Genomic DNA, 20213 nt, shown 5'->3' on the forward strand with positions numbered 1-20213 from the left:
CACGCCCGACACCGCGCACTACACGCCGAGCAGCTCCGCGACCTCGAGCCACCGCTCCTCGAGCTGCTCGACCTCGGCCTCCAGTTCGGCCAGGCGGGCCTGCAGCGCCCCGAGGCCCGCGTAGTCGGACTGGTCGTGCGCCGCGAACGCGTCGAGGACCTCCTGCCGGTCGGCGCCGATGCGGGCGATCCGGCGGTCGAGCGCCGACATCTCCTTCTCCGCGGCGCGACGGTCGGCCCCCGACAGAGCGGACGCAGGCGGTGCGGACGCGCCGGAGCCGGCCCCGGCCCCTGACCCGGCCCCGGCCCCGCTGCCGGCCGAGCCGGACCCGCCTGCCGTGTCGGGCCTCCCGGCAGCAGCGGCGGCAGCCGCCGAGGCGGTGGCGGGCACCGCACCCGACGCACGCAGCCGCATGTACTCGTCGACGCCGCCGGGCAGGTGCCGCAGGTGGCCGCCGAGCACCGCGTACTGCTGGTCGGTCACGCGCTCGAGCAGGTAGCGGTCGTGCGAGACGACCAGGAGCGTGCCGGGCCAGGTGTCGAGGAGGTCCTCCATGGCCGCGAGCATGTCGGTGTCGAGGTCGTTCGTCGGCTCGTCGAGGATGAGCACGTTCGGTTCGTCGAGCAGGATGAGCATGAGCTGGAGGCGTCGCTTCTGCCCACCGCTCAGGTCCTTGACCGGCGTGGAGAGCTGCGCGGACGTGAAGCCGAGCCGCTCGAGCAGCTGCGAGGGCGTCATCTCCTTGCCGTCGGCGACGTAGCTCGTCTTCTTGCGGGCGACGACCTCGCGCACGCGGTCGTCGGCGTACTGCTGCAGGTCGGCGAGCTGCTGGTCGAGCACCGCGACCTGTACGGTCTTGCCCGTCTTGACCCGGCCGCTCGTCGGCTGGAGCTTCCCGGACACCAGGTTCAGGAGCGTCGACTTCCCGGCACCGTTCGGGCCGAGGATGCCGGTCCGCTCCCCCGGCGCGATCCGCCACTCGACGTCACGCAGGATGACGTCGTCGCCGAACGTCACGCCCGCGTCGAGCAGGTCGACGACGTCCTTCCCGAGGCGCGCGGTCGCCATCTGGGACAGGGCGACGGTGTCGCGGATCGGCGGGACGTCGTCGATGAGGGCGTTCGCGGCCTCGATGCGGAACTTCGGCTTGCTCGTCCGGGCCGGGGCACCGCGGCGGAGCCACGCGAGCTCCTTGCGGGCGAGGTTCTGGCGGCGCTGTTCGGAGGCGGCGGCCTGCCGGTCCCGCTCGACGCGCTGGAGGATGTAGGCCGCGTACCCGCCCTCGAAGGGTTCGACGATGCCGTCGTGGACCTCCCACGTGTCCGTCGACACGGCGTCGAGGAACCACCGGTCGTGCGTCACGACGACGAGGCCGCCCTGGTTCGCGGACCACCGCCGCTTGATGTGGTCGGCGAGCCACTGGATGCCCTCGACGTCGAGGTGGTTCGTCGGCTCGTCGAGGAACAGCACGTCCCAGTCGCCGACGAGCAGCTTCGCGAGCGCGATCCGCCGCCGCTGCCCGCCGGAGAGCTCGTCGACGCTCGCCTCCCACGGGATGTCGGACACGAGGCCGCCGATGATGTCGCGGATGGTCGGGTCTCCGGCCCATTCGTGCTCGGCTCGGTCGCCGACGACGGTCGCGCCCACGGTCGCACCGGCGGGCAGGACATCGCGCTGGTCGAGGTAGCCGACCGTCAGGCCGCGCCGGTGCGTGACCCGACCGCCGTCCGGCTCGATCCGCTGGGCCAGCAGGGCGAGGAGCGTCGACTTGCCGTCACCGTTCCGGCCGACCACGCCGATGCGGTCGCCCTCGTCGATGCCGAGGGTGACGCTGTCGAAGACGACACGGGTGGGGAACTCGAGATGCACGTTCTCGGCGCCGAGGAGATGAGCCACCCGACAAGGGTACGGGGGCGCGCCGGCGGCTCCGGGCTTCCCGCGGAACCAGGTTCTGGACACAGCACCGTGGAAGAGCGCAGTGCAGTGTCCGGAACCAGGTTCCGGGGGCGCTGTGTGCGGGCGGCCGGGAGGCGCGGCTCAGCTCGCCGGGGTCGTGTCGCCTTCGCCCGCGGCCTCCTTGGCACGCTTCAGGCGCGCCTGGGCCTCCCAGTACTCGATCTCGCGCTCGAGGTCGGCCAGCTCCTGCTCGGTGCCGCTGACGCGCTTGTCACCGTGGGCCGAGCGGGCCTCGCCGAGGGTGGCGTACCGGTCCTCGTGCCGCACGGGGTCCATGTAGCGACCGTGGTTCCGCTCGCCCGGGGCCCAGTCGTGCCCGACGGCGAACCACACGATCGGGCCGACGACGGGCACGAAGATGCAGATCAGGACCCAGGCCAGCTTCGGGAGTCCCCGGATCTCGGCGTCGGTCTTCGTCAGGATGTCGATCAGGGCGAAGACGAGCAGGAGGGTACCCGCCCCGTACAGCAACACGCTCATGAGCCGAATCCTATGGAGGTCCCGAGAACGCGGCCACGCCCCGAACGCGTGCCGCGGTTGCGATCGGGCAACGGTCTCCTGCGACGACGCACAGGGTCCGGTCTCAGAGCGCGGCGACCCACTCGTCGGAGCCGTCGAGGAACCGCTGGTGCTTCCAGATCGGGGTGCGCTCCTTCACGAGGTCGACCAGGGCGGCGCACGCGGCGAACGCCTGTGCCCGGTGCGGCGAGGACACGGCGGCGGCGAGCGCCACGTCCCCGATCACGAGTGCCCCCACACGGTGCAGTACGGCGATGCGGACCTCGGGGTGCTCCGTCGCGATCGTCACCGCGACGTCGCGGATGACCTCGGCCGCCGTGGGGTGCCCCTCGTAGTCGAGGGCTGTGACGCCCTTGCCGCCGTCGTGATCGCGGACGACCCCGGCGAAGGTCACCACCGCACCGTCCCGGTCGGTGGCGACGGCGTCGACTGTCTCCGCCACGGTGATCGTCCGGTCGACGACGTCGGCGAGTGTGACCCGCTCCGCTGCGGAGGGCTGCTCGGCGGCGGTCACGAGGCGCTCCGGGGCGCGTGCCCGGCACCGTGGAGCTGGGCGAGCAGGTGGTCGAGCAGGCCGTCGAGGACGTCGAGCCCGTCCGTCACCCCGCCGCGGGACCCCGGCAGCGTCACGATGAAGGTGCCGCCGGACGCGATCCCGGCCACCCCGCGGCTGAGGAGCGCGGTCGGTCCGGCGCCGGCGAGCCCACGACGTCGGACTTCCTCGACGATGCCGGGGAGCTCGAGGTCGAGCAGGGGCGCGACGGACTCGGGCGTGCGGTCGGTCGGGGTGACACCGGTGCCGCCCGTGGTGATGACCACGCGGGCACCGGCGAGGACCTCGCCCGTGATCGTCTCGGCGATCGGACCGCCGTCGGGCACGATCGTCGGCTCGGCCGTCGTGAAGCCGTGCTCGCGCAGCCAGGCGGCGATGACCGGCCCGGTGCGGTCGAGCGCAGCGTCGACGGCAGCCTGCGTGGACACGACGATCACCGCTGCGCGCCCCTTCGTCGGCTCGGAGGTCATCGGTCCGCCGTCCAGTCGCCCGAGCGTCCGCCGTGCTTCTCGAGCACCCGGACGTCGGTGATGGTCGCCGATCGGTCGACCGCCTTCACCATGTCGTAGACCGTGAGCGCGCCGACGCTCGCACCGGTCAGGGCCTCCATCTCGACGCCGGTGCGCGACGTGGTGCGGACGGACACCTCGACGACCACGCGGTCCCCGGTCCCGGTGATGTCGACCTGCACGCCGGAGATCGGCAGCGGGTGGCAGAGCGGCACCAGGTCGGACGTCTTCTTGACCGCCATGATCGCGGCGACGCGGGCGGTCCCGATCACCTCGCCCTTGGGCAGGGAGCCGTCGAGGATGCGTGCGACGACGTCGGGCCGGGTCACCAGTGTGGCCGAGGCCGTGGCCGCGCGGTCGGTGACGGCCTTGTCGGAGACGTCGACCATGTGGGCGGACCCGTCGGGGCGGACGTGGGAGAGGTCGGTCATCTACAGGCTCCAGACGGTGAGGGGATCGCCCGGTGCGACGGTGTCGGTGCCGACGGGGACGTGGACGAGGTGTGTGGCGGCAGCGTAGTGCGCGAGGAGGTGCGAACTCGGCCCGCCGACGAGGTGGACGCGCCCGTCCTCGACCCGGCCGCGGCGCACCTGGTGCTTCGTGGCGGGCGACGTCGCCGCCTCGGCCGAGGGCAGCACCGCGGTGGGTCGTCCGGCGGGCAGCCCGACGAGGGGTGCGAGCACGGGACGGAGGAACACCTCGAACGACACGAGCGCCGAGACCGGGTTGCCGGGGAAGGACACCACCGGCACGGTCCGTTCCCCGAACCGGACGCTGCCCAGGGCCTGGGGACCGCCGGGCTGCATCGCGACGGGCGTGACGACGAGGCCGCGCGGTCCGAGCGCCTGGCGGACGACCTCGTACGCGCCCGCGCTGATCCCGCCCGTGGTCAGCACGACGTCCGCCCAGTCGCCGACGCCGGCGGTCACCCCGGCGGTGAACGCGGTCTCGTCGTCGGGCACCACGACGGTCCTGGCCTCGGCACCGACCTCGGCGAGGGCCGCCACGAGCGCCACCCCGTTCGCATCGCCGATCGCCGCACCCGCCGTGCCCGTGTCCGGGCGGTCGGTGCCCGGGTCGCCGGTGTCCGGGTCGTTCGCGTCCGTGTCGTGGGCGGGCGCGAGCTCCGAGCCGGTGCTGACGACGAGGACCCGCAGCCGTCGGACGACGTCGACCCGGTCGATCCCGACCGCGGCGAGCGCGCCGAGCAGCGCCGGTGTGACGAGCGCTCCGGCCTCGGCCACCACGGCACCGGGCGGCAGGTCCGATCCGGTCGGGCGCACGAACGCCCCGGCGACGACGTCGTCGGGCACCCTCACCCGGTCGAGCCCGAGCGCCGCGGGGAACGCACCGACCTCGGTGCGCTCGACCGGGAACACGGCGTCGGCGCCCTCGGGGATGGGCGCGCCGGTCATGATCGGTGCCGCCGTGCCGGGAGCGAGCGGTGCCGGCACGTGCCCGGCCGGGACGGGCGCCGCGACGGTGACGACGCGACCGGCGTCGCCGGCGCGGACGGCGAAGCCGTCCATCTGGCTGTTGTCGAAGGCCGGCAGCGGGCGGGGCGCGACGATGCGCGTTCCGAGCCGGCGGTGTGCCCCGGCGCCGGCGGCGGCGGCGAGGTCGGACAGGCTCCGGGCCTCCAGGCAGGAGGGATCCGGCGCCGCGGACGTGAGCCGGGCGAGGGTGGGACGCAGGAGCGTCGCCACCGCGTCCGCGTGTCGACCGATCGTTCGCACGGTGCCCTTCCGGATCAGGTGGGTGACCGCCGTCAGGCGGCGTCAGTAGCGTATCCAGGGCGCGTACCGCGCAGACGACGATCCGGAGGACCTGTGGAGAACGACGTGACGATCGGCGTGATCGGTGGATCTGGCCTGTACCAACTGTTCGAGTCCGGCACGGCGGAGGAGCGCATCGTCGCGACCCCGTACGGCGAGACCTCGAGCCCGATCAGCATCGGCACGATGTCCGGCAGGCGCGTCGCGTTCCTCACCCGGCACGGTCGGTCGCACTCCGTCGCGCCGCACCGGATCAACCACCGGGCGAACACCTGGGCGCTGCGCTCCCTCGGGGTCCGCGCGGTGGTGTCGTCGAGCGCGGTCGGGGGCCTGCACCCCGACTACGCCCCGGGCACCTTCGTCGTCACCGACCAGCTCATCGACCGGACCTGGGGTCGCGCCGACACGTTCTTCGAGGACGAGGTGCAGCACCTGTCGTTCGCGGACCCGTTCGACCCGGCGCTCCGCGGGGCCGCGGTCGACGCGATCGCCGCCCTCGACGTGCCGTACCGGCCGACCGGCACGTGCGTCGTCATCCAGGGCCCGCGGTTCTCGAGCCGTGCCGAGTCGGTGTGGATGCGCGAGGCCGGCGGGCACACCATCAACATGACCATGACGCCGGAGGTGCCCCTCGCCGCCGAGCTCGGGATGGGCACCGTGAACCTGTCGTTCGTCACCGACGCCGACGCCGGGCTGCAGGGCGCGTCGGGCTCCGACGAGCCGGTGTCGCACGGGCTCGTGATGGAGCGGCTGGCCCGGGCGAACGAGGTCATCGTGCGGGCGATCGGGTCGATCGTCGGTGCGGTCCCGGACGACTTCACCCCGCGCGAGCTCGTGCCGGCGAGTGCGAGCGCGTCGGTGCTGGCGCGACCGGTCGGCGGTGCCGCGTGAGCCGGCTGCTCGTCACCGGCGGCGCGGGGTTCATCGGCTCGGCGATCGTGCGCCGGGCGCTGGCCGAGGGGCACGAGGTCCGGGTGCTCGACTCGCTCCGTGCTGACGTGCACGGCGATGCAGCCGACGGGCGGACCCCGGTGCCGGAGGGGGTCGCTTTCGTGCGCGGGGACGTGCGCGACGACGACGTGCTCGACGCAGCACTCGACGGCATCGACGTCGTGTGCCACCAGGCGGCGAAGGTCGGCCTCGGTGTCGACTTCCAGGACGCCCCCGACTACGTGTCGTCGAACGACACCGGGACGGCGCACGTCCTCGCGGCGATGGACCGCCGCGGGATCGACCGGCTCGTGGTCGCGAGCTCGATGGTCGTCTACGGCGAGGGCGCCTACGCGACCGCCTCCGGGCAGCCGACCCGCCCGCCGGCACGTCGGCGCGAGGACCTCGACGCCGGCGTGTTCGACCCGATCGGTCCGGACGGCGAGCCGCTCGTGCCCGGGCTGATCGACGAGGACGCGTCGCTCGACCCGCGCAACGTGTACGCGCAGACCAAGGTCGCGCAGGAGCACCTGGCGTCGTCGTGGGCCCGGGCGACCGGTGGTCGGGCGATCGCGCTCCGCTACCACAACGTCTACGGTCCGGGCATGCCGGCGAACACCCCCTACGCCGGCGTCGCGTCACTGTTCCGGTCGGCCCTGGCCCGCGGCGAGGCACCCCGGGTCTTCGAGGACGGCCGCCAGCGCCGCGACTTCGTGCACGTGGACGACGTCGCCGGGGCGAACGCGGCCTCGATCGCGGCGACGGCGGACCTGCCCGCCGACTCGTTCCGGGCGTACAACGTCGGGTCGGGGACGGTGCACACGATCGGTGAGATGGCCGCCGCGATCGCCGGACCCGACGGGCCGCAGCCGGTCGTCACGGGCGAGTACCGGCTCGGGGACGTGCGGCACGTGACGGCGTCCTCGGAGCGGATCGGGCGCGAGCTCGGCTGGCACGCCGAGGTCGACTTCGAGCGGGGCATGCGCGAGTTCGCGACCGCACCGCTGCGGGCCGCGGTGCGCTGACGCCGGGCGGTGCGGCGGGCGCGCCCCGTCCGGCGCCGGTGCATGCCCGAGTCTCGGCTCGGCGGACGTTCCTCGGGTCGCGCGCCGCGAGCTTCGTCCGCCCACCCGAGACTCGGCGGTCCGACGCCACCCCGACGGGACCACACCACCCCGACAGGACAACACCACCCGACGGACCCGCGCCGCCCCGTTCGGGGGACACCCACGCCGGACACCGGGGGACAAGCCGTGCCGGTTCCGGTCAGGTGGTCCGGGTTCCGTGGGTGCATGACCACCCAGCCACGACCCCCGGGGCGCGCCCACCACGCGCGTCCGGCACGCCCGCACGGCGTGTCCCCCGTCGATCGTGACGACCGCACCGAATGGACGACATGACCGTCGACGTGATCCTCCCCTGCCTCGACGAGGCCGACGCCCTGCCCCGGGTGATCGGCCGGCTGCCCGAGGGCTTCCGCGCCATCGTCGTCGACAACGGTTCGACGGACGGATCGGCCGAGGTGGCCCGCGCGCACGGGGCCGTGGTCGTCACGGAGCCGCGGCGCGGGTTCGGCTCGGCGTGCGCCGCCGGTCTCGCCGCCGCCACCGCCGACTTCGTCGCGTTCTGCGACGCCGACGCCTCGATGGACCCGGCCGAGCTCCCCGGCCTGGTCGAGCGCGTCGCGAACGGACGTGTCGACCTGGCCCTCGGTCGCCGGGTGCCGACCGCGCGCGGCGCCTGGGCACCGCACGCCCGGTTCGCGAACCGCGTGCTCGCGGTCCTCATGCGTCGGGCCACCGGCTACCGGCTCCACGACCTCGGCCCGATGCGCGTCATGCGTCGCGAGCAGCTCGTCGCGCTCGACCTGCAGGACCGGCGCAGCGGCTACCCGCTCGAGATGGTCCTCGCCGCGCACGCCGCGGGCCTCCGCGTCGACGAGTCCGACATCGGCTACGCGCAGCGCATCGGCGACAGCAAGGTGACGGGCACGCTGCGCGGCACCGTCAACGCCGTCCGCGACATGTCGCGCCTGCTGCGCGAGTACCGGTCGCGCGACCGCCGCTCCGCCCTGGAGGCCCGGCTCGCCGCCCCGACGTCGACCGACGTCCGCCCCGTGGCCGCCGCGGACATCGCGGGCACCGACACCGCGGGCGCCGAGACCGCCGGCACCGACACCGCGGGCAGCCGCACCGCCGCCGTCAGCGCCCCCGCCGCCGTCGAGGAGGTCCGGTCGTGACCGCCGTCACCGTGGCCGTCGTCGCCAAGGAGTGCCTGCCCGGCAAGGTGAAGACCCGCCTGATCCCCGCGCTCGGCGCCGAGGGTGCCGCGCGCGTGGCCGCCGCGAGTCTCGCCGACACCATCGCCACCGTGCGGGCCCTGCCGGCCGCCCGACGCATCCTGTTCTTCGACGGCGACGTCGTGCCGGAGTCGGCGGCGGGCTTCCACGTCCTCCCCCAGCCCGCCGGCGGCCTCGACGAACGCCTCGGCGCCCTGTTCGACGCCGTCCAGGGGCCGCTCCTGCTCGTCGGCATGGACACGCCGCAGGTCACCGCCGACGACCTCGCACCCGTGTTCGCGCAGCCGGAGCGGGACTCCTGGTTCGGCCCGGCCGAGGACGGTGGCTTCTGGTCGCTGTACATGCACGAGCCGGACGGTGCGCTCATCCGCGGCGTGCCGATGTCCCGCGACGACACCGGGGCCGTGCAGCGCGCCCGACTGACCGACGCCGGGCTCGAGGTGGGCGACCTCGGCACGCTCCTCGACGTCGACGAGATCCCCGATGCCGAGCGCGTGGCCGCCCTCGCGCCCGGTTCGTCCTTCGCCGCCGCGCTCGCTGCGGAACGCACGCCCTCCGGAGGTGCCCGATGACCCTGCACGCCCCGACGACGTTCGGTGCCGGCGGCGGCGAGCCGTACGCCCGCGCCCTCCGCTCCGACGGCCGACTGCGGCTGACGGACCCGGAGCGCCCCGGCACCGTGACCACGATGGACGTCTCCCGCTGGAGCGCCGCGGCCGACCGGGTCGACCGGTCGCTGCTCGACGACGCGGACGGCCCCGTGATCGACATCGGGTGCGGACCGGGCCGGATGCTCGTGGCCGCCCGCACGGTCGGGCTGCCCTCCCTCGGCGTCGACGTCTCGGCGGAGGCCGTGGCGATCGCCCGTCGGTCCGGCGGCGACGCCCTGCACGGATCGGTGTTCGACCCCGTCCCGGACGAGGGCCGCTGGGACACCGCGCTCGTGATCGACGGCAACATCGGCATCGGGGGCGACCCCGCCGCGCTCCTCGCACGGTGTCGCGAGATCGTGCGCGTCGGCGGCCGGGTGCTCGTCGAGACCCACCCCGACCGGAGCGCCGACCGGACGTACACCGCGCGTGTCGTCGACACGGACGGGCACGAGAGCGCAGCGTTCCCGTGGGCCGAGGTCGGTCTCGACGCCCTGCACGACCACGCCGCCTCCGCGGGGCTGCTCGCCCGGCAGAGCTGGACGGCCGAGGGTCGGACGTTCTGCGAGCTCATCGCCTGAGTCCCGGCCACGCCCGAGTCCCGATCACGCTCTTCTTTTGCATCATGCAAAAGAGTCGGCTACCGTGGGGTGCATGCAGACCCGAGACTTCCCCTTCGGCGGCACGTACGTGAGCGGCACCTCCGACCGTGCCGAGCGCGGCGCGTACGCCGTGCCCGCCGCGTCCCGCCCCCTCGGCACCTACACGGGCGTCCCAACCGGCAGCGCGCTCGGCCGCTTCGTCGATGTCGCACCGCGCCGCCGGCGCACCGCGACCGGCTCGGTCCGCACCGCGACCGGCTCCGTCCGCACCGCGACCGGGTCGTTCCGCACCGCCTGAGCCACACCCCCACAGACCGCGAGCGGTCGCCCGCAGGACCGTCCCCCCTACCGGTCCCGGCAGGGCGGCCGCTCGCTCCACGTCGAGGGCAGCGCTGTCCACAGCTCGGTGCACCCCGAGCGCCCGGGTGCCAGGATGGGCACATGACCGACCGTGCCGGAACCCCCGCGACCGCCGACGACCTCGTCGACCTCGACGCCCTCATCGCCGCGTACCACGAGCGTGTGCCGGACGTGTCGGTGCCCGAGCAGCGGGTCGTGTTCGGCACCTCGGGACACCGCGGGTCGTCGCTCGACACGGCGTTCAACGACGCCCACATCGCCGCGATCACCCAGGCCATCGTGGAGTACCGGCGCGCCCAGGGCACCGACGGTCCGCTCTTCATCGGCCGCGACACCCACGCCCTGTCCGCCCCCGCCGAGCAGACCGCGCTGCAGGTGCTCGCGGCGAACGGCGTCACGGTGCTGGCCGACGCGCAGGACGGCTACGTCCCGACCCCGGCCCTCAGCCACGCGATCATCGCGTACAACCGTGCCGGCCACGACGACACCGCCGACGGCATCGTCATCACGCCGAGCCACAACCCGCCCCGGGACGGCGGCTTCAAGTACAACCCGCCGCACGGCGGCCCGGCGGACAGCGACGCGACCTCCTGGATCGCGGACCGGGCGAACGAGATCATCGCGGGCGGCAACGCCGACGTCCAGCGCACCGAGCAGACCGACCCGGGCCGGTACGACTACCTCGGCTCGTACGTCGCCGACCTCGAGAACATCATCGACATCGACGCGATCAAGCGCGCCGGCGTGAAGATCGGCGCCGACCCGCTCGGGGGCGCCTCCCTGCCCTACTGGGAGCGCATCCGCGACCACTACGGCCTCGACCTCACCGTCGTGAACCCGCAGGTCGACCCGACCTGGGCGTTCATGACCCTCGACTGGGACGGCAAGATCCGGATGGACCCGTCGAGCCCGAGCGCGATGGCCTCCGTCCTCGCGCGCAAGGACGACTTCGACGTGCTCACCGGCAACGACGCGGACTCCGACCGCCACGGCATCGTCACGCCCGACGGCGGGCTGATGAACCCGAACCACTACCTCGCGGTGGCGATCGAGTACCTCTACGCACACCGGCCCGAGTGGCGCGACGACGCCGCGATCGGCAAGACCCTCGTGTCGTCGAGCATCATCGACCGGGTCGCGGAGTCGCTCGGCCGTCGCCTGTGGGAGGTCCCCGTCGGGTTCAAGTGGTTCGTCCCCGGCCTGATCGACGGGTCCGTGGCGTTCGGTGGCGAGGAGTCCGCGGGCGCGTCGTTCCTGCGCAAGGACGGCACGGCCTGGACCACCGACAAGGACGGCATCATCCTGGCCCTCCTGGCCTCCGAGATCACGGCCGTCACGGGGAAGACCCCCTCGCAGCTGTACGCCGAGCTCACCGAGCGCTTCGGTGCCCCGGTGTACCAGCGCGTCGACGCCGCGGCGAGCAAGGAGCAGAAGGCCCGCCTGTCGAAGCTGGACGGCGACGCGATCACGGCGGACACGCTCGCGGGCGACCCCGTCACCGCCAAGCTGTCGAAGGCTCCCGGCAACGACGCGGCGGTCGGCGGCGTCAAGGTCGTCACCGACCGGGCGTGGTTCGCCGCCCGCCCGTCCGGCACCGAGGACGTCTACAAGATCTACGCGGAGAGCTTCGTCGGGCAGGAGCACCTCGAGCAGGTCCAGCGTGAGGCGAAGGAGATCGTCGACGCTGCCCTCGGCGCCTGATGCCCTGGTTCCGTCGGCGGCGCGAGCCCGAGCTGCCGCAGTCGCTCGTCGCGGCCGCCCAGCGCGTGCTCGCGGAGCGTGGCGTCGAGACGACGATCGAGGGTCCGGTCGACGACCCCCAGCGGGTCGCCCTGCGCGCCGCCGACGGCCAGGTCTTCCTGCTCGGCAACCTCGTCGGCACGGTGGGCGGCGCGGGCCCCGCAACGCGGGACGACGTCCTCCGGCGGCACTTCGACGCGATGCTCGCGGCCCGGTCCGACCCCGACGTCGAGGACCTCTCCCCCGACGAGCTCCGGCAGCGCGTCCGGCTCCGGCTCGTCGCCGACGTCGGCAGCGACCCGGCGGACCTGTCGTACGCGCGGCCGTTCGCCCCCGGTGTCCTCGCAGTCCTCTGCGTCGACTTCCCCACCACGGTGGTCACCCTGTCCGCCGGCCAGGTCCGACGCCTGCCGCTCGGGCTCGACGAGCTGTTCGCGATCGGCCAGCTGAACACCGACGACGAACGGGTCGAGATCGCCGAGGTCGCGCCCGGGTTGATCGTCGCCGAGGGCGAGTCGCTCTTCACAGCGTCGAAGGCGGCGAACCTGCCCGCGGTGGTGGGCGCCCTCCCGCACGGTGCGGTGATCGCGGTCCCCAACCGGCACCTGCTGCTCGTGGCGCCGATCCGCGACGCATCGAGCCTGCAGGCGGTGAACGCCCTCGCCGGTGCGCTGACGCAGGTGCTCGCGGACCCGAACCGGTCGCCGGGCGGCGTCGTCTGCGACCGGCTGCTGTTCTCGCGGAACGGCGAGACGAGCATCGTCTCCTCGACCGACCCGGAGACCGGAACACTGCGCATCGAGGTCGACGAACGCTTCCAGGCAGCACTCGAGGAAGTCCTGGCGTAACGTCAGCGCGGTCGGCAGACGGCTGCCGATCCACTCAGGAACGCGCTGGGAGCGGGCCTCTGCTTTGCGGAGGTTGTAACTTTGCAGCGAGCGCAAAGTTGTGCCGAGCACCCCTGGAGACCCCACGATGACCCAGACCGCGACCGCACCCGCGGCACCCACGACGTCCTCGAGCGCCGTGATGAACCACCGGCAGATCCTGCTGGTCATCTACGGCCTGATGGCCGGCATGTTCCTCGGTGCCCTCGACCAGACGATCGTCGGTACCGCGATCCGCACGATCGGCGACGACCTGCACGGGCTCGACCAGCAGGCGTGGGTGACGACCGGCTACCTCATCGCGTCGACGATCACGACGCCGATCTACGGCAAGCTGTCCGACATCTTCGGTCGCCGGCCGCTGTTCCTCACCGCGATCGGCATCTTCATCGTCGGTTCGTTCGCCGCGTCGTTCTCGACCTCGATGCTCATGCTCGCCGGGTTCCGTGCCCTGCAGGGCCTCGGTGCCGGTGGTCTGATGTCGCTGCCGCTCGCGATCATGGGCGACATGCTCGCGCCCCGGGAGCGCGCGAAGTACCAGGGCTACTTCCTCGCCGTGTTCGGCATCTCGAGCGTGATCGGCCCGCTCGTCGGCGGGCTCTTCGCGGGCGCCAACGAGCTCGTCTTCATCGCCGGCTGGCGCTGGGTGTTCCTGATCAACGTCCCGATCGGCATCATCGCTCTCGTCATGGTGACGACCTTCCTGCACCTGCCGAAGTTCGGCGACCGGGGCAAGCCGCGGATCGACTGGTGGGGCGCGGCGCTCGTCATCGTCACGCTCGTCCCACTCCTCCTCGTCGCCGAGCAGGGGCGTGACTGGGGCTGGTGGTCCGCCGGCTCGATCGCCTGCTACGCGGTCGGTGCGGCCGGTCTCGTCGCGTTCGTGATCGTCGAACGGGCGATGGGCGACGACGCGATCCTGCCGCTCAAGCTGTTCGGTTCGCACGTCTTCTCGATGGCCGCGGTGCTCAGCGTCCTCGTCGGCTTCGGGATGTTCGGCGCGATGCTCACCATCCCGCTGTACCTGCAGATCGTGAAGGGCGTCACGCCCACGGAGTCGGGCTTCGCGATGCTGCCCATGGTGCTCGGTCTGATGATCGCCTCGATCGCCTCGGGTCAGATCATCTCCCGCACCGGCAAGTACCAGGTGTTCCCCGTCACCGGCACGGCGTTCACGGCCATCGGCTTCACGGTCCTCACCTTCCTCACCGCGGACAGCCCGCTCTGGTTCCTCATGCTCGGCATGTTCGGCATCGGCCTCGGGCTCGGGCAGCTCATGCAGACGCTGACGCTGGCGGCGCAGAACTCCGTCAGCCCGCGCGACATCGGCGTCGCCACGAGCGCCGCGACCTTCTTCCGCCAGATCGGCGGCACGATGGGCACCGCCGTGTTGCTGTCGGTGCTGTTCTCGCTCATGCCGACGAACATCACGACGGCGCTGCAGAACGAGTCGACGCTGAAGAGCAGCCTGAACGCCGCCCTGACCCCGTCGGTCGCGAACGCGTCGGAGAACAAGGCCGTCATGGACCAGATCTGGAACAAGATCGTCGACCCGGTCCAGCAGAACGTGCAGAACGGTCTGAACAAGGCCGCCGTCGCCGCGAAGGAGGCCGCCGACCAGGCGGTCACGAAGCAGGTCACGGCGAAGGTGGAGCAGGCGGTCGCCGCCGGGCAGATCCCGTCCTCGCAGGCGCAGTCCGTCATCGACCAGCAGGTCGCCGCCGCGAAGTCCGACGCCGAGCAGCAGGCCCTCGAGCAGGCGGCGTCGCAGGCGAAGGCCGACGTGGTCGACGGCACCCTCCAGGTCGACTACTCGAACGCCACGCAGCGGCGGAACGTCGTCGACGAGGTGGCCCCGACGATCCGCAAGCAGCTCGAGAACGGGAAGACCAGTTCGTCGAGCTCGTCGACCACGAGCGACACGTCCTTCCTGAACGGTGCGGACCCACGGCTCACCCGGTCGTTCCTCGTCGGCTTCAGCGACTCGGCCGTCACGGTCTACTACGTGGGACTCGGGGTGATCCTGCTGGCCTTCGTCCTGACGTGGTTCTTCCGCGTGCCGCCGCTCCGCAAGGTGTCGGCGCTGCAGGAGCAGGCCGACGCCGCCAAGGGCAGCGCGGCGGGCGACGCCGACCGGCTGACCGTCGACGCGCAGCAGGCCGCCGCCAACACCGGCTCGCTCGTCACGCCGGACACCGGTTCGGTGGCGGTGGTCCCCACCTCTCCCGACGTCACGGTGCCCCGCCGCGACGAGCCGGGAGGCACGCCCTCCCCCGTCGCGTCGGTCCCGTCCGCCTCGGGTGCGGCCCGTGCGCACGGTGAGACACGCGCCCCGCTGCCCGGGGCCACCACGCACGGTGCGCACTCCGCCGCCGCCCCGGTGGACGAGCCGCCCACCACCACCGGCACCATCCGCACCCGTCCGGCGCACGCCGCGCCGACCGACGACGGTCCGGCAGCCGGCGCGGACCCGGCCACCCCGGGATCGCGGGTCGACGCCGCGGAGCCGGCGCGTGCCTCCCGGCCGGACCAGGGCGAGCACCCGCACGGCCGTCACTCGGCAGAGTAGGCCCGACCCGTGCGCGTTCTCCGCCGTCAGCCGACGGCGGAGAACGTCGCGTCGGGCAGGCGTCGCCGCATGACCTCGATCGCGGCCGCGTTGTCGTCGACGAGCACGTAGCGGCGGCCGAGCGCACCGGCGACCGCCCCCGTCGTCCCGCTGCCCGCGAAGAAGTCCAGGACCCAGTCGCCCTCGCGCGAGGACGCCTGCACGATCCGACGGAGCACCCCCTCGGGCTTCTGCGTCGGGTAGCCCGTCTTCTCCCGCCCCGTCGGCGACACGATCGTGTGCCACCAGACGTCGGTCGGCAGCTTCCCGCGCTCGCGTTGCTCCGGCGTGACGAGCCCGGGAGCCATGTAGGGCTCGCGGTCGACTGCGGCGGAGTCGAAGTGGTACCGGTCGGGGTCCTTCACGTACACCAGGATCGTGTCGTGCTTCGTGGGCCAGCGGGTCTTCGCCTTGGCGCCGAAGTCGTAGGCCCAGACGATCTCGTTGAGGAACGAGTCGCGGCCGAACAGAGCGTCGAGCAGCACCTTGGCGTAGTGCGACTCGCGGTAGTCGAGGTGCAGGTAGAGGGTGCCGTCGTCGGCGAGGAGCCGCCAGGCCTCGAGCAGCCGCGGTTCGAGGAACGACCAGTAGTCGTCGAACCGGTCGTCGAACCGGAGCAGGTCGCCACGGACCCGCTCGTAGGTGCCGCCGCGGAAACCGGTGATCGTCTCGCGGCGACCGGATCGGGGCTGGTCGGCGGTGGCCGTCGTCCGGACCGCGGTGCTCGCGTGACGGCGCTGCTTGCGGCCGGTGTTGAACGGCGGGTCCAGGTAGACGAGCGTGAAGGAGCCGTCTCCGAGCGTCGACGCGACGTCCAGGGCGTCGCCGTGGACCACCCGGTCCGGTCCTCGGTCGTCGTGCACGGGGTCCATCCTCCCGCACCGGAACGGCCGTGCGGAGCGGGCCGTCCCACGGCGTGCGCGCTCCTCCCGGTCGGACGGCGTACGGTCGTCCGCATGGCGACACCAGAGGTCCGCAACGACACGGACCAGCAGCAGTACTCCCTCGTCGAGGACGGCCAGGTCATCGGGCTGGCTGCCTACGAGATCGACGGGGACCAGATCCGGTTCACCCACACCGAGGTGGACCCGGCGCACCGCGGTGGCGGGCACGCGTCGATGCTCGTGCGGTCGGCGCTCGACGACGTGCGGGCGAACTCCGACCGGAGCGTCGTTCCCCAGTGCAGCTACGTCAAGGCGTGGATCGAGCGGCACCCGGACTACCAGGAACTCGTCGCCCGCTGACCTGCCGTCGGGTGCCTGCGTGCGCTCAGCGGGCGCCTGCGTGCGCTCAGTACGAGCGGTCGTGGGTGCCGACGCGCGTCTCCCGGACGTCGGAGCGGAGCGCCGGCACCTTGATGAGCACCGTCCCGCTCAGCAGGTCGTGGTCGTCGTCCGACGGCGTCGGCGCCTCGCGCGGGAGCCGTGCCTGCCGCTCGTACTCCGCCTGCGACTCGTGACGGGTCGGCGCGAAGACCTCGTCCATCATCGACACGACACCGCCGGATCCGCCGCTGCGTGTGGCCTTGTTCGACAGGTCGATCCACCCCACGCGATCGGCGATCCACATCGCGACGACCGCTGCGGCCACCGCCCCCAGGAGGATCAACCAGTTCACGCTGACGACGCTACGGCCGTCTGTGCGCCGTCGCATCAGCCGCGCGGCGGATTCTCCTGATCCACACACGTCGTTCTTGGGGACGACACCGAGACTGGTCTCGCGGCGGCCCGGTACCCCCCTCCCGGGCCGCCGACCACGTCCCGGCGCCCCGGCGGCAGCGCGGCCGGGATCGCGGACGGACCGGCAGCAACGGGACCTGTTCGCCGGCGGACGGGCCGGGTCAGGACCGCACGACGGCCGACGCCACCAACCGGAGCAGCAGCGCGACCGCACCGACGACGCCGAGGGCGATCCCGACGCCGCTCAGCAGGAGCACCCGGAACAGCAGGTGCGCCTCGGACTCCTCGTCGCCGGCGACGAGCACCGCGGCGACCGACAGCACGATGCCCGCGGCGACGAGCAGGAGCACGCCGATCCACGTCGCCGCGCGCAGCGCCCCCGGTACCGGCGTCCGGTCGCGCGGCTCGCCCGGACGGGCCCGCGCACCCTCCCGCTCCCAGTCGGCTCGCTCCCAGTCGGCCGGTTCCTGCACCGTCGGTCCGCTCACGACGGCCCCCTCTCGTCGTCGCCATCGTAGGGCTCCGCAGTGCCGACACGGGCGTGACACCCGTCCGGGCCGGTGGCACGACCCGGGCAGCGCCGCGCGGCCGAAGCTCCGCGTCTTCTCATCGTGCTCCGGCCCCGGCACAGCGGCGTGATCACCGGGATCGTTAGCGTCGCCGTCGTCGGCACACGGACGGGAGGCACGTGGTGGCGGAGCGCAGGACGGCGACGGCACGCAGACGGCGGCGTCCGACGATCGCCCTGATCGTGGTGTTCGCCCTGGTCGCGGCCTTCGTCGGCCGCCTCGTGGACGTCCAGCTCGTCGAGGCGCGCGGGTTGGACGCGCAGGCCGCGTCGACACAGCAGGTGACCGAGACGCTGCCGGGTCTCCGCGGCGCGATCGTCGCCCGCGACGGCACCGTCCTCGCCGCCAGCGTGCCACGGTACGACGTCACCGCAGCGCCCGTGCACGTCGCCGCGTTCACCGGCACGCTCGGCGGCACCCGGACGAAGCGGATCAGCGTCGCCACCGCCCTGGCCGCGATCGCACACGCGGCGGACGTGCCGGGCGCCACGGCGGCGACGATGCGCGCGGCGGTCCGGGCCGACCCGTCGTCGCAGTTCGCGTACCTCGCCAAGGGACTGACGGTCGCCGAACACGAGGCCGTCAGCAAGCTCGACGTGCCGTGGGTGTACTCGATCGAGCAGACCCAGCGCAGCTACCCGGACGGTGCCGCGGTGGGCAACCTCACCGGCTTCGTCGGGACCGACGGCGCCCAGGCGGGACTCGAGCTCGCGGACGACACCTGCCTCGCCGGGCACAGCGGTTCCGAGACCTACGACCGGTCCGGCAGCGGTGTCGCGCTCCCCGGCACGACCCGCGTGGTCCGGGCGGCCCGCGACGGCGACACCCTGCGGACCACCATCGACGCGGACATGCAGTACCAGGCGGAGCAGGACATCGCGACCGCGGGGACGACGATGGGGGCGCAGTCGGCGACCGCCATCGTGATGGACGCCCACACCGGTGCCGTCCGGGCGCTGGCCGACTGGCCGACCGTCGACCCGGACGACGTCACGCCGACCGCCGAGCACGACCCCGCGGCGCTCGGTTCGCAGGCGCTCACCGCCGCGTACGAGCCCGGTTCGACGATCAAGGCGGTGACGGCGGCCGCGCTCCTGCAGGAGGGAGCGGCCACCCCGACCAGTGCGGTGTCGGTGCCGGACACCCGGACGTTCCCGTGGGGCGGCACGATCGGTGACGCCGAGGCGCACCCGACCGAACCCCTCACGCTGACCGGGGTCCTGGCGCAGTCGTCGAACGTCGGGATCACCCTGCTCGGCCAACGCCTGTCGGAGCAGACCCGCTACCGCTACCTCGAGGCGTTCGGGCTCTTCCAGCAGGACCCCGCGCTCACGTTCCCGGGCCAGCCGTCGTGGCCGCAGCAGCAGTCGCCGACGTGGGACGCGCAGACCGACGTGAACTCGATGTTCGGGCAGGGCATCACCGCGACCGCACTCCAGGTCGCCGGCGTGTACCAGACGCTCGCGAACGGCGGTGTCCGGGTGAGCCCGCACATCGTCGAGGGCTGCGCCGACGCGTCCGGCCGGATCGTGTCCGACGAGCCGCACGTGACGTCCACCCGGGTGGTGTCGGCCACGACCGCGAAGGAGGTCGTCGACATGCTGCAGAGCACGACCGACCCCGCGGCCGACGGCACCCTGTCGAACATGCAGCCCATCCCCGGGTACACCCTGTCGTTGAAGACGGGGACCGCGCAGATCGCCCTGTCCGGTGGGCGTGGCTACGGTCCGGACACCATCGTGTCGGTCGAGGGCATGGTGCCGGCGGCGGACCCGAGGTGGATCGTCGCGGTCGCGTTCACGAAGCCGCAGACGTCGAAGCTGTCGTCGGTCGCCGCGCCCGCGTTCCGCGCCCTGACGAGCCAGGTGCTCGAGCGCTACCGCGTCCCGCCGGGCCCCGGGGCGACGACCTACCCGACGCGCTGGTAGCCAGACGCGCTGGTGGCGCGACGACACCGGGAACGGGGCGGTACGGTCGGACGGTGCCACACCACGAAGATCCCGCGTCGATCACGATCAGGTCCGCCGTCCCCGCCGACGCCGTTGCGATCGCCCACGTGCACGCGGCTTCGTGGCGGGAGACGTACGGCCACGTCGTCGACGACCCGGACACGAGTCCGTGGTTCGACGCCGACCGCCGCGTGCCGATGTGGCGGGAGAACCTGACCGGCGACGTGTTCACCGCGGTCGTCGCGGAGGACGGCAGCGGCATCGTCGGCTTCGCGGCCGTGCAACCCGCCACCGACGACGGCGCCGTCCGGCCCGAGGAGCTCACGATGCTCTACACGCTCGCACGGGTGCACGGCTCCGGGGCCGGACAGGGACTCCTCGACGCCGTGCTCGGAGCCCGGCCGGCGCAGCTCTGGGTCGCGGACGACAACGCCCGCGCGATCGCGTTCTACCGGCGCAACGGGTTCTCGGCCGACGGTGCGACGTCGTCGTTCGGCCCGATCGAGCGGTCCCTCCGCCTCGTGCGCTGACCGGGCCGAGGACCGCCACCGCGGCCACGGCCGACCAGCGCCGCCCACGCACCCACGCACACGACGGGAGGCACGCTGCCCACCGGCACCGTGCCTCC

At 73.2% G+C, this 20213-nt stretch carries 21 protein-coding genes; 12 read left to right on the top strand and 9 right to left on the bottom strand.

The genetic code is table 11. The annotated features are described in order from the left end of the window. Positions 1–18: 18 nt before the first annotated feature. The 6 genes from Csp2054_RS01605 to glp all read right to left on the bottom strand — a co-directional run bounded on the left by Csp2054_RS01605 (position 19) and on the right by glp (position 5243). Positions 19–1896 carry an ABC-F family ATP-binding cassette domain-containing protein gene (locus Csp2054_RS01605; protein ID WP_096897533.1) on the bottom strand — a complete coding sequence of 626 codons (1878 nt, stop codon included), beginning with the start codon at positions 1894–1896 and terminating at the stop codon, positions 19–21. A 141-nt stretch (positions 1897–2037) separates the two neighbouring features. Then, positions 2038–2436: a PLD nuclease N-terminal domain-containing protein gene (locus tag Csp2054_RS01610; RefSeq protein ID WP_096897534.1), complete on the bottom strand. Its 399-nt coding sequence runs from the start codon at positions 2434–2436 to the stop codon at positions 2038–2040. A 103-nt stretch (positions 2437–2539) separates the two neighbouring features. Beyond that, positions 2540–2989 carry a molybdenum cofactor biosynthesis protein MoaE gene (locus Csp2054_RS01615; RefSeq protein ID WP_096897535.1) on the bottom strand — a complete coding sequence of 150 codons (450 nt, stop codon included), beginning with the start codon at positions 2987–2989 and terminating at the stop codon, positions 2540–2542. Beyond that, positions 2986–3498, bottom strand: a complete 513-nt coding sequence (locus Csp2054_RS01620; RefSeq protein ID WP_096897536.1) for a molybdenum cofactor biosynthesis protein B — start codon at positions 3496–3498, stop codon at positions 2986–2988. The genes Csp2054_RS01615 and Csp2054_RS01620 overlap by 4 nt, the downstream gene beginning before the upstream one ends. Beyond that, positions 3495–3968 carry a cyclic pyranopterin monophosphate synthase MoaC gene (moaC, locus tag Csp2054_RS01625; RefSeq protein ID WP_096897537.1) on the bottom strand — a complete coding sequence of 158 codons (474 nt, stop codon included), beginning with the start codon at positions 3966–3968 and terminating at the stop codon, positions 3495–3497. Before moaC ends, Csp2054_RS01620 begins: the two co-directional genes overlap by 4 nt. Then, positions 3969–5243 (bottom strand): gephyrin-like molybdotransferase Glp, encoded by a 1275-nt coding sequence (gene glp / locus Csp2054_RS01630; RefSeq protein ID WP_255252562.1) that lies wholly within the window; start codon positions 5241–5243, stop codon positions 3969–3971. It abuts the gene before it with no gap. Between the two features lie 123 nt (positions 5244–5366). On the opposite strand from glp, the gene Csp2054_RS01635 reads away from it, so the two are divergent. From Csp2054_RS01635 to Csp2054_RS01675, 9 genes are all read left to right on the top strand, one after another. Next, positions 5367–6203: an MTAP family purine nucleoside phosphorylase gene (locus tag Csp2054_RS01635; RefSeq protein ID WP_096897539.1), complete on the top strand. Its 837-nt coding sequence runs from the start codon at positions 5367–5369 to the stop codon at positions 6201–6203. Beyond that, a complete protein-coding gene (locus Csp2054_RS01640; RefSeq protein ID WP_096897540.1) occupies positions 6200–7267 on the top strand; it encodes an NAD-dependent epimerase/dehydratase family protein in 1068 nt (355 codons plus the stop codon). Before Csp2054_RS01635 ends, Csp2054_RS01640 begins: the two co-directional genes overlap by 4 nt. 362 nt (positions 7268–7629) lie before the next feature. Next, positions 7630–8481 (top strand): glycosyltransferase family 2 protein, encoded by an 852-nt coding sequence (locus Csp2054_RS01645; RefSeq protein WP_317951503.1) that lies wholly within the window; start codon positions 7630–7632, stop codon positions 8479–8481. Then, positions 8478–9113: a DUF2064 domain-containing protein gene (locus tag Csp2054_RS01650; RefSeq protein ID WP_096897541.1), complete on the top strand. Its 636-nt coding sequence runs from the start codon at positions 8478–8480 to the stop codon at positions 9111–9113. Before Csp2054_RS01645 ends, Csp2054_RS01650 begins: the two co-directional genes overlap by 4 nt. After that, positions 9110–9772 (top strand): methyltransferase domain-containing protein, encoded by a 663-nt coding sequence (locus Csp2054_RS01655; protein WP_096897542.1) that lies wholly within the window; start codon positions 9110–9112, stop codon positions 9770–9772. The genes Csp2054_RS01650 and Csp2054_RS01655 overlap by 4 nt, the downstream gene beginning before the upstream one ends. Before the next feature lie 73 nt (positions 9773–9845). Further along, positions 9846–10091, top strand: coding sequence for a hypothetical protein (locus Csp2054_RS01660; protein WP_096897543.1), 246 nt, complete (start codon positions 9846–9848; stop codon positions 10089–10091). A gap of 143 nt (positions 10092–10234) precedes the next feature. Further along, the gene (gene pgm / locus Csp2054_RS01665; RefSeq protein WP_096897544.1) at positions 10235–11854 is read left to right on the top strand and encodes a phosphoglucomutase (alpha-D-glucose-1,6-bisphosphate-dependent); all 1620 of its coding nucleotides are present in this window, start codon (positions 10235–10237) and stop codon (positions 11852–11854) included. Next, positions 11854–12741 carry a hypothetical protein gene (locus Csp2054_RS01670; RefSeq protein ID WP_096897545.1) on the top strand — a complete coding sequence of 296 codons (888 nt, stop codon included), beginning with the start codon at positions 11854–11856 and terminating at the stop codon, positions 12739–12741. The genes pgm and Csp2054_RS01670 overlap by 1 nt, the downstream gene beginning before the upstream one ends. A 127-nt stretch (positions 12742–12868) precedes the next feature. Continuing rightward, complete coding sequence (locus Csp2054_RS01675) at positions 12869–15349, top strand: MDR family MFS transporter (protein WP_096897546.1); 2481 nt, start codon at positions 12869–12871, stop codon at positions 15347–15349. A 26-nt stretch (positions 15350–15375) separates the two neighbouring features. Here Csp2054_RS01675 and Csp2054_RS01680 read toward each other — a convergent pair whose 3' ends face one another. Continuing rightward, a complete protein-coding gene (locus Csp2054_RS01680) occupies positions 15376–16260 on the bottom strand; it encodes a DNA-methyltransferase (RefSeq protein WP_096897547.1) in 885 nt (294 codons plus the stop codon). Positions 16261–16344: 84 nt separating this feature from the next. Here Csp2054_RS01680 and Csp2054_RS01685 point away from each other — a divergent pair, with 84 nt between their 5' ends. Continuing rightward, positions 16345–16632, top strand: a complete 288-nt coding sequence (locus Csp2054_RS01685; protein WP_096897548.1) for a GNAT family N-acetyltransferase — start codon at positions 16345–16347, stop codon at positions 16630–16632. Positions 16633–16678: 46 nt separating this feature from the next. Here the strand turns inward: Csp2054_RS01685 and Csp2054_RS01690 are convergent, their stop codons facing one another. Beyond that, positions 16679–17005 (bottom strand): hypothetical protein, encoded by a 327-nt coding sequence (locus Csp2054_RS01690; protein WP_141399080.1) that lies wholly within the window; start codon positions 17003–17005, stop codon positions 16679–16681. A gap of 223 nt (positions 17006–17228) precedes the next feature. Continuing rightward, positions 17229–17555, bottom strand: coding sequence for a hypothetical protein (locus tag Csp2054_RS01695; protein WP_096897550.1), 327 nt, complete (start codon positions 17553–17555; stop codon positions 17229–17231). A 263-nt stretch (positions 17556–17818) separates the two neighbouring features. On the opposite strand from Csp2054_RS01695, the gene Csp2054_RS01700 reads away from it, so the two are divergent. Both Csp2054_RS01700 and Csp2054_RS01705 read left to right on the top strand, forming a co-directional pair. After that, complete coding sequence (locus Csp2054_RS01700; RefSeq protein WP_176491497.1) at positions 17819–19564, top strand: peptidoglycan D,D-transpeptidase FtsI family protein; 1746 nt, start codon at positions 17819–17821, stop codon at positions 19562–19564. Between the two features lie 53 nt (positions 19565–19617). Next, positions 19618–20115 (top strand): GNAT family N-acetyltransferase, encoded by a 498-nt coding sequence (locus Csp2054_RS01705; RefSeq protein WP_255252564.1) that lies wholly within the window; start codon positions 19618–19620, stop codon positions 20113–20115. Positions 20116–20213 lie beyond the last annotated feature (98 nt).

The organism is Curtobacterium sp. 'Ferrero', assembly GCF_002412165.1.
GTDB lineage: Bacteria > Actinomycetota > Actinomycetes > Actinomycetales > Microbacteriaceae > Curtobacterium.

Coding starts and splice junctions, on each gene's coding strand:
- Csp2054_RS01610 (WP_096897534.1), bottom strand. CDS start 2,436: ATGAGCGTGTTGCTGTACGGGGCGGGTACCCTCCTGCTCGTCTTCGCC.
- Csp2054_RS01620 (WP_096897536.1), bottom strand. CDS start 3,498: ATGACCTCCGAGCCGACGAAGGGGCGCGCAGCGGTGATCGTCGTGTCC.
- moaC (WP_096897537.1), bottom strand. CDS start 3,968: ATGACCGACCTCTCCCACGTCCGCCCCGACGGGTCCGCCCACATGGTC.
- Csp2054_RS01645 (WP_317951503.1), top strand. CDS start 7,630: ATGGACGACATGACCGTCGACGTGATCCTCCCCTGCCTCGACGAGGCC.
- Csp2054_RS01655 (WP_096897542.1), top strand. CDS start 9,110: ATGACCCTGCACGCCCCGACGACGTTCGGTGCCGGCGGCGGCGAGCCG.
- Csp2054_RS01660 (WP_096897543.1), top strand. CDS start 9,846: ATGCAGACCCGAGACTTCCCCTTCGGCGGCACGTACGTGAGCGGCACC.
- pgm (WP_096897544.1), top strand. CDS start 10,235: ATGACCGACCGTGCCGGAACCCCCGCGACCGCCGACGACCTCGTCGAC.
- Csp2054_RS01670 (WP_096897545.1), top strand. CDS start 11,854: ATGCCCTGGTTCCGTCGGCGGCGCGAGCCCGAGCTGCCGCAGTCGCTC.
- Csp2054_RS01675 (WP_096897546.1), top strand. CDS start 12,869: ATGACCCAGACCGCGACCGCACCCGCGGCACCCACGACGTCCTCGAGC.
- Csp2054_RS01680 (WP_096897547.1), bottom strand. CDS start 16,260: ATGGACCCCGTGCACGACGACCGAGGACCGGACCGGGTGGTCCACGGC.
- Csp2054_RS01685 (WP_096897548.1), top strand. CDS start 16,345: ATGGCGACACCAGAGGTCCGCAACGACACGGACCAGCAGCAGTACTCC.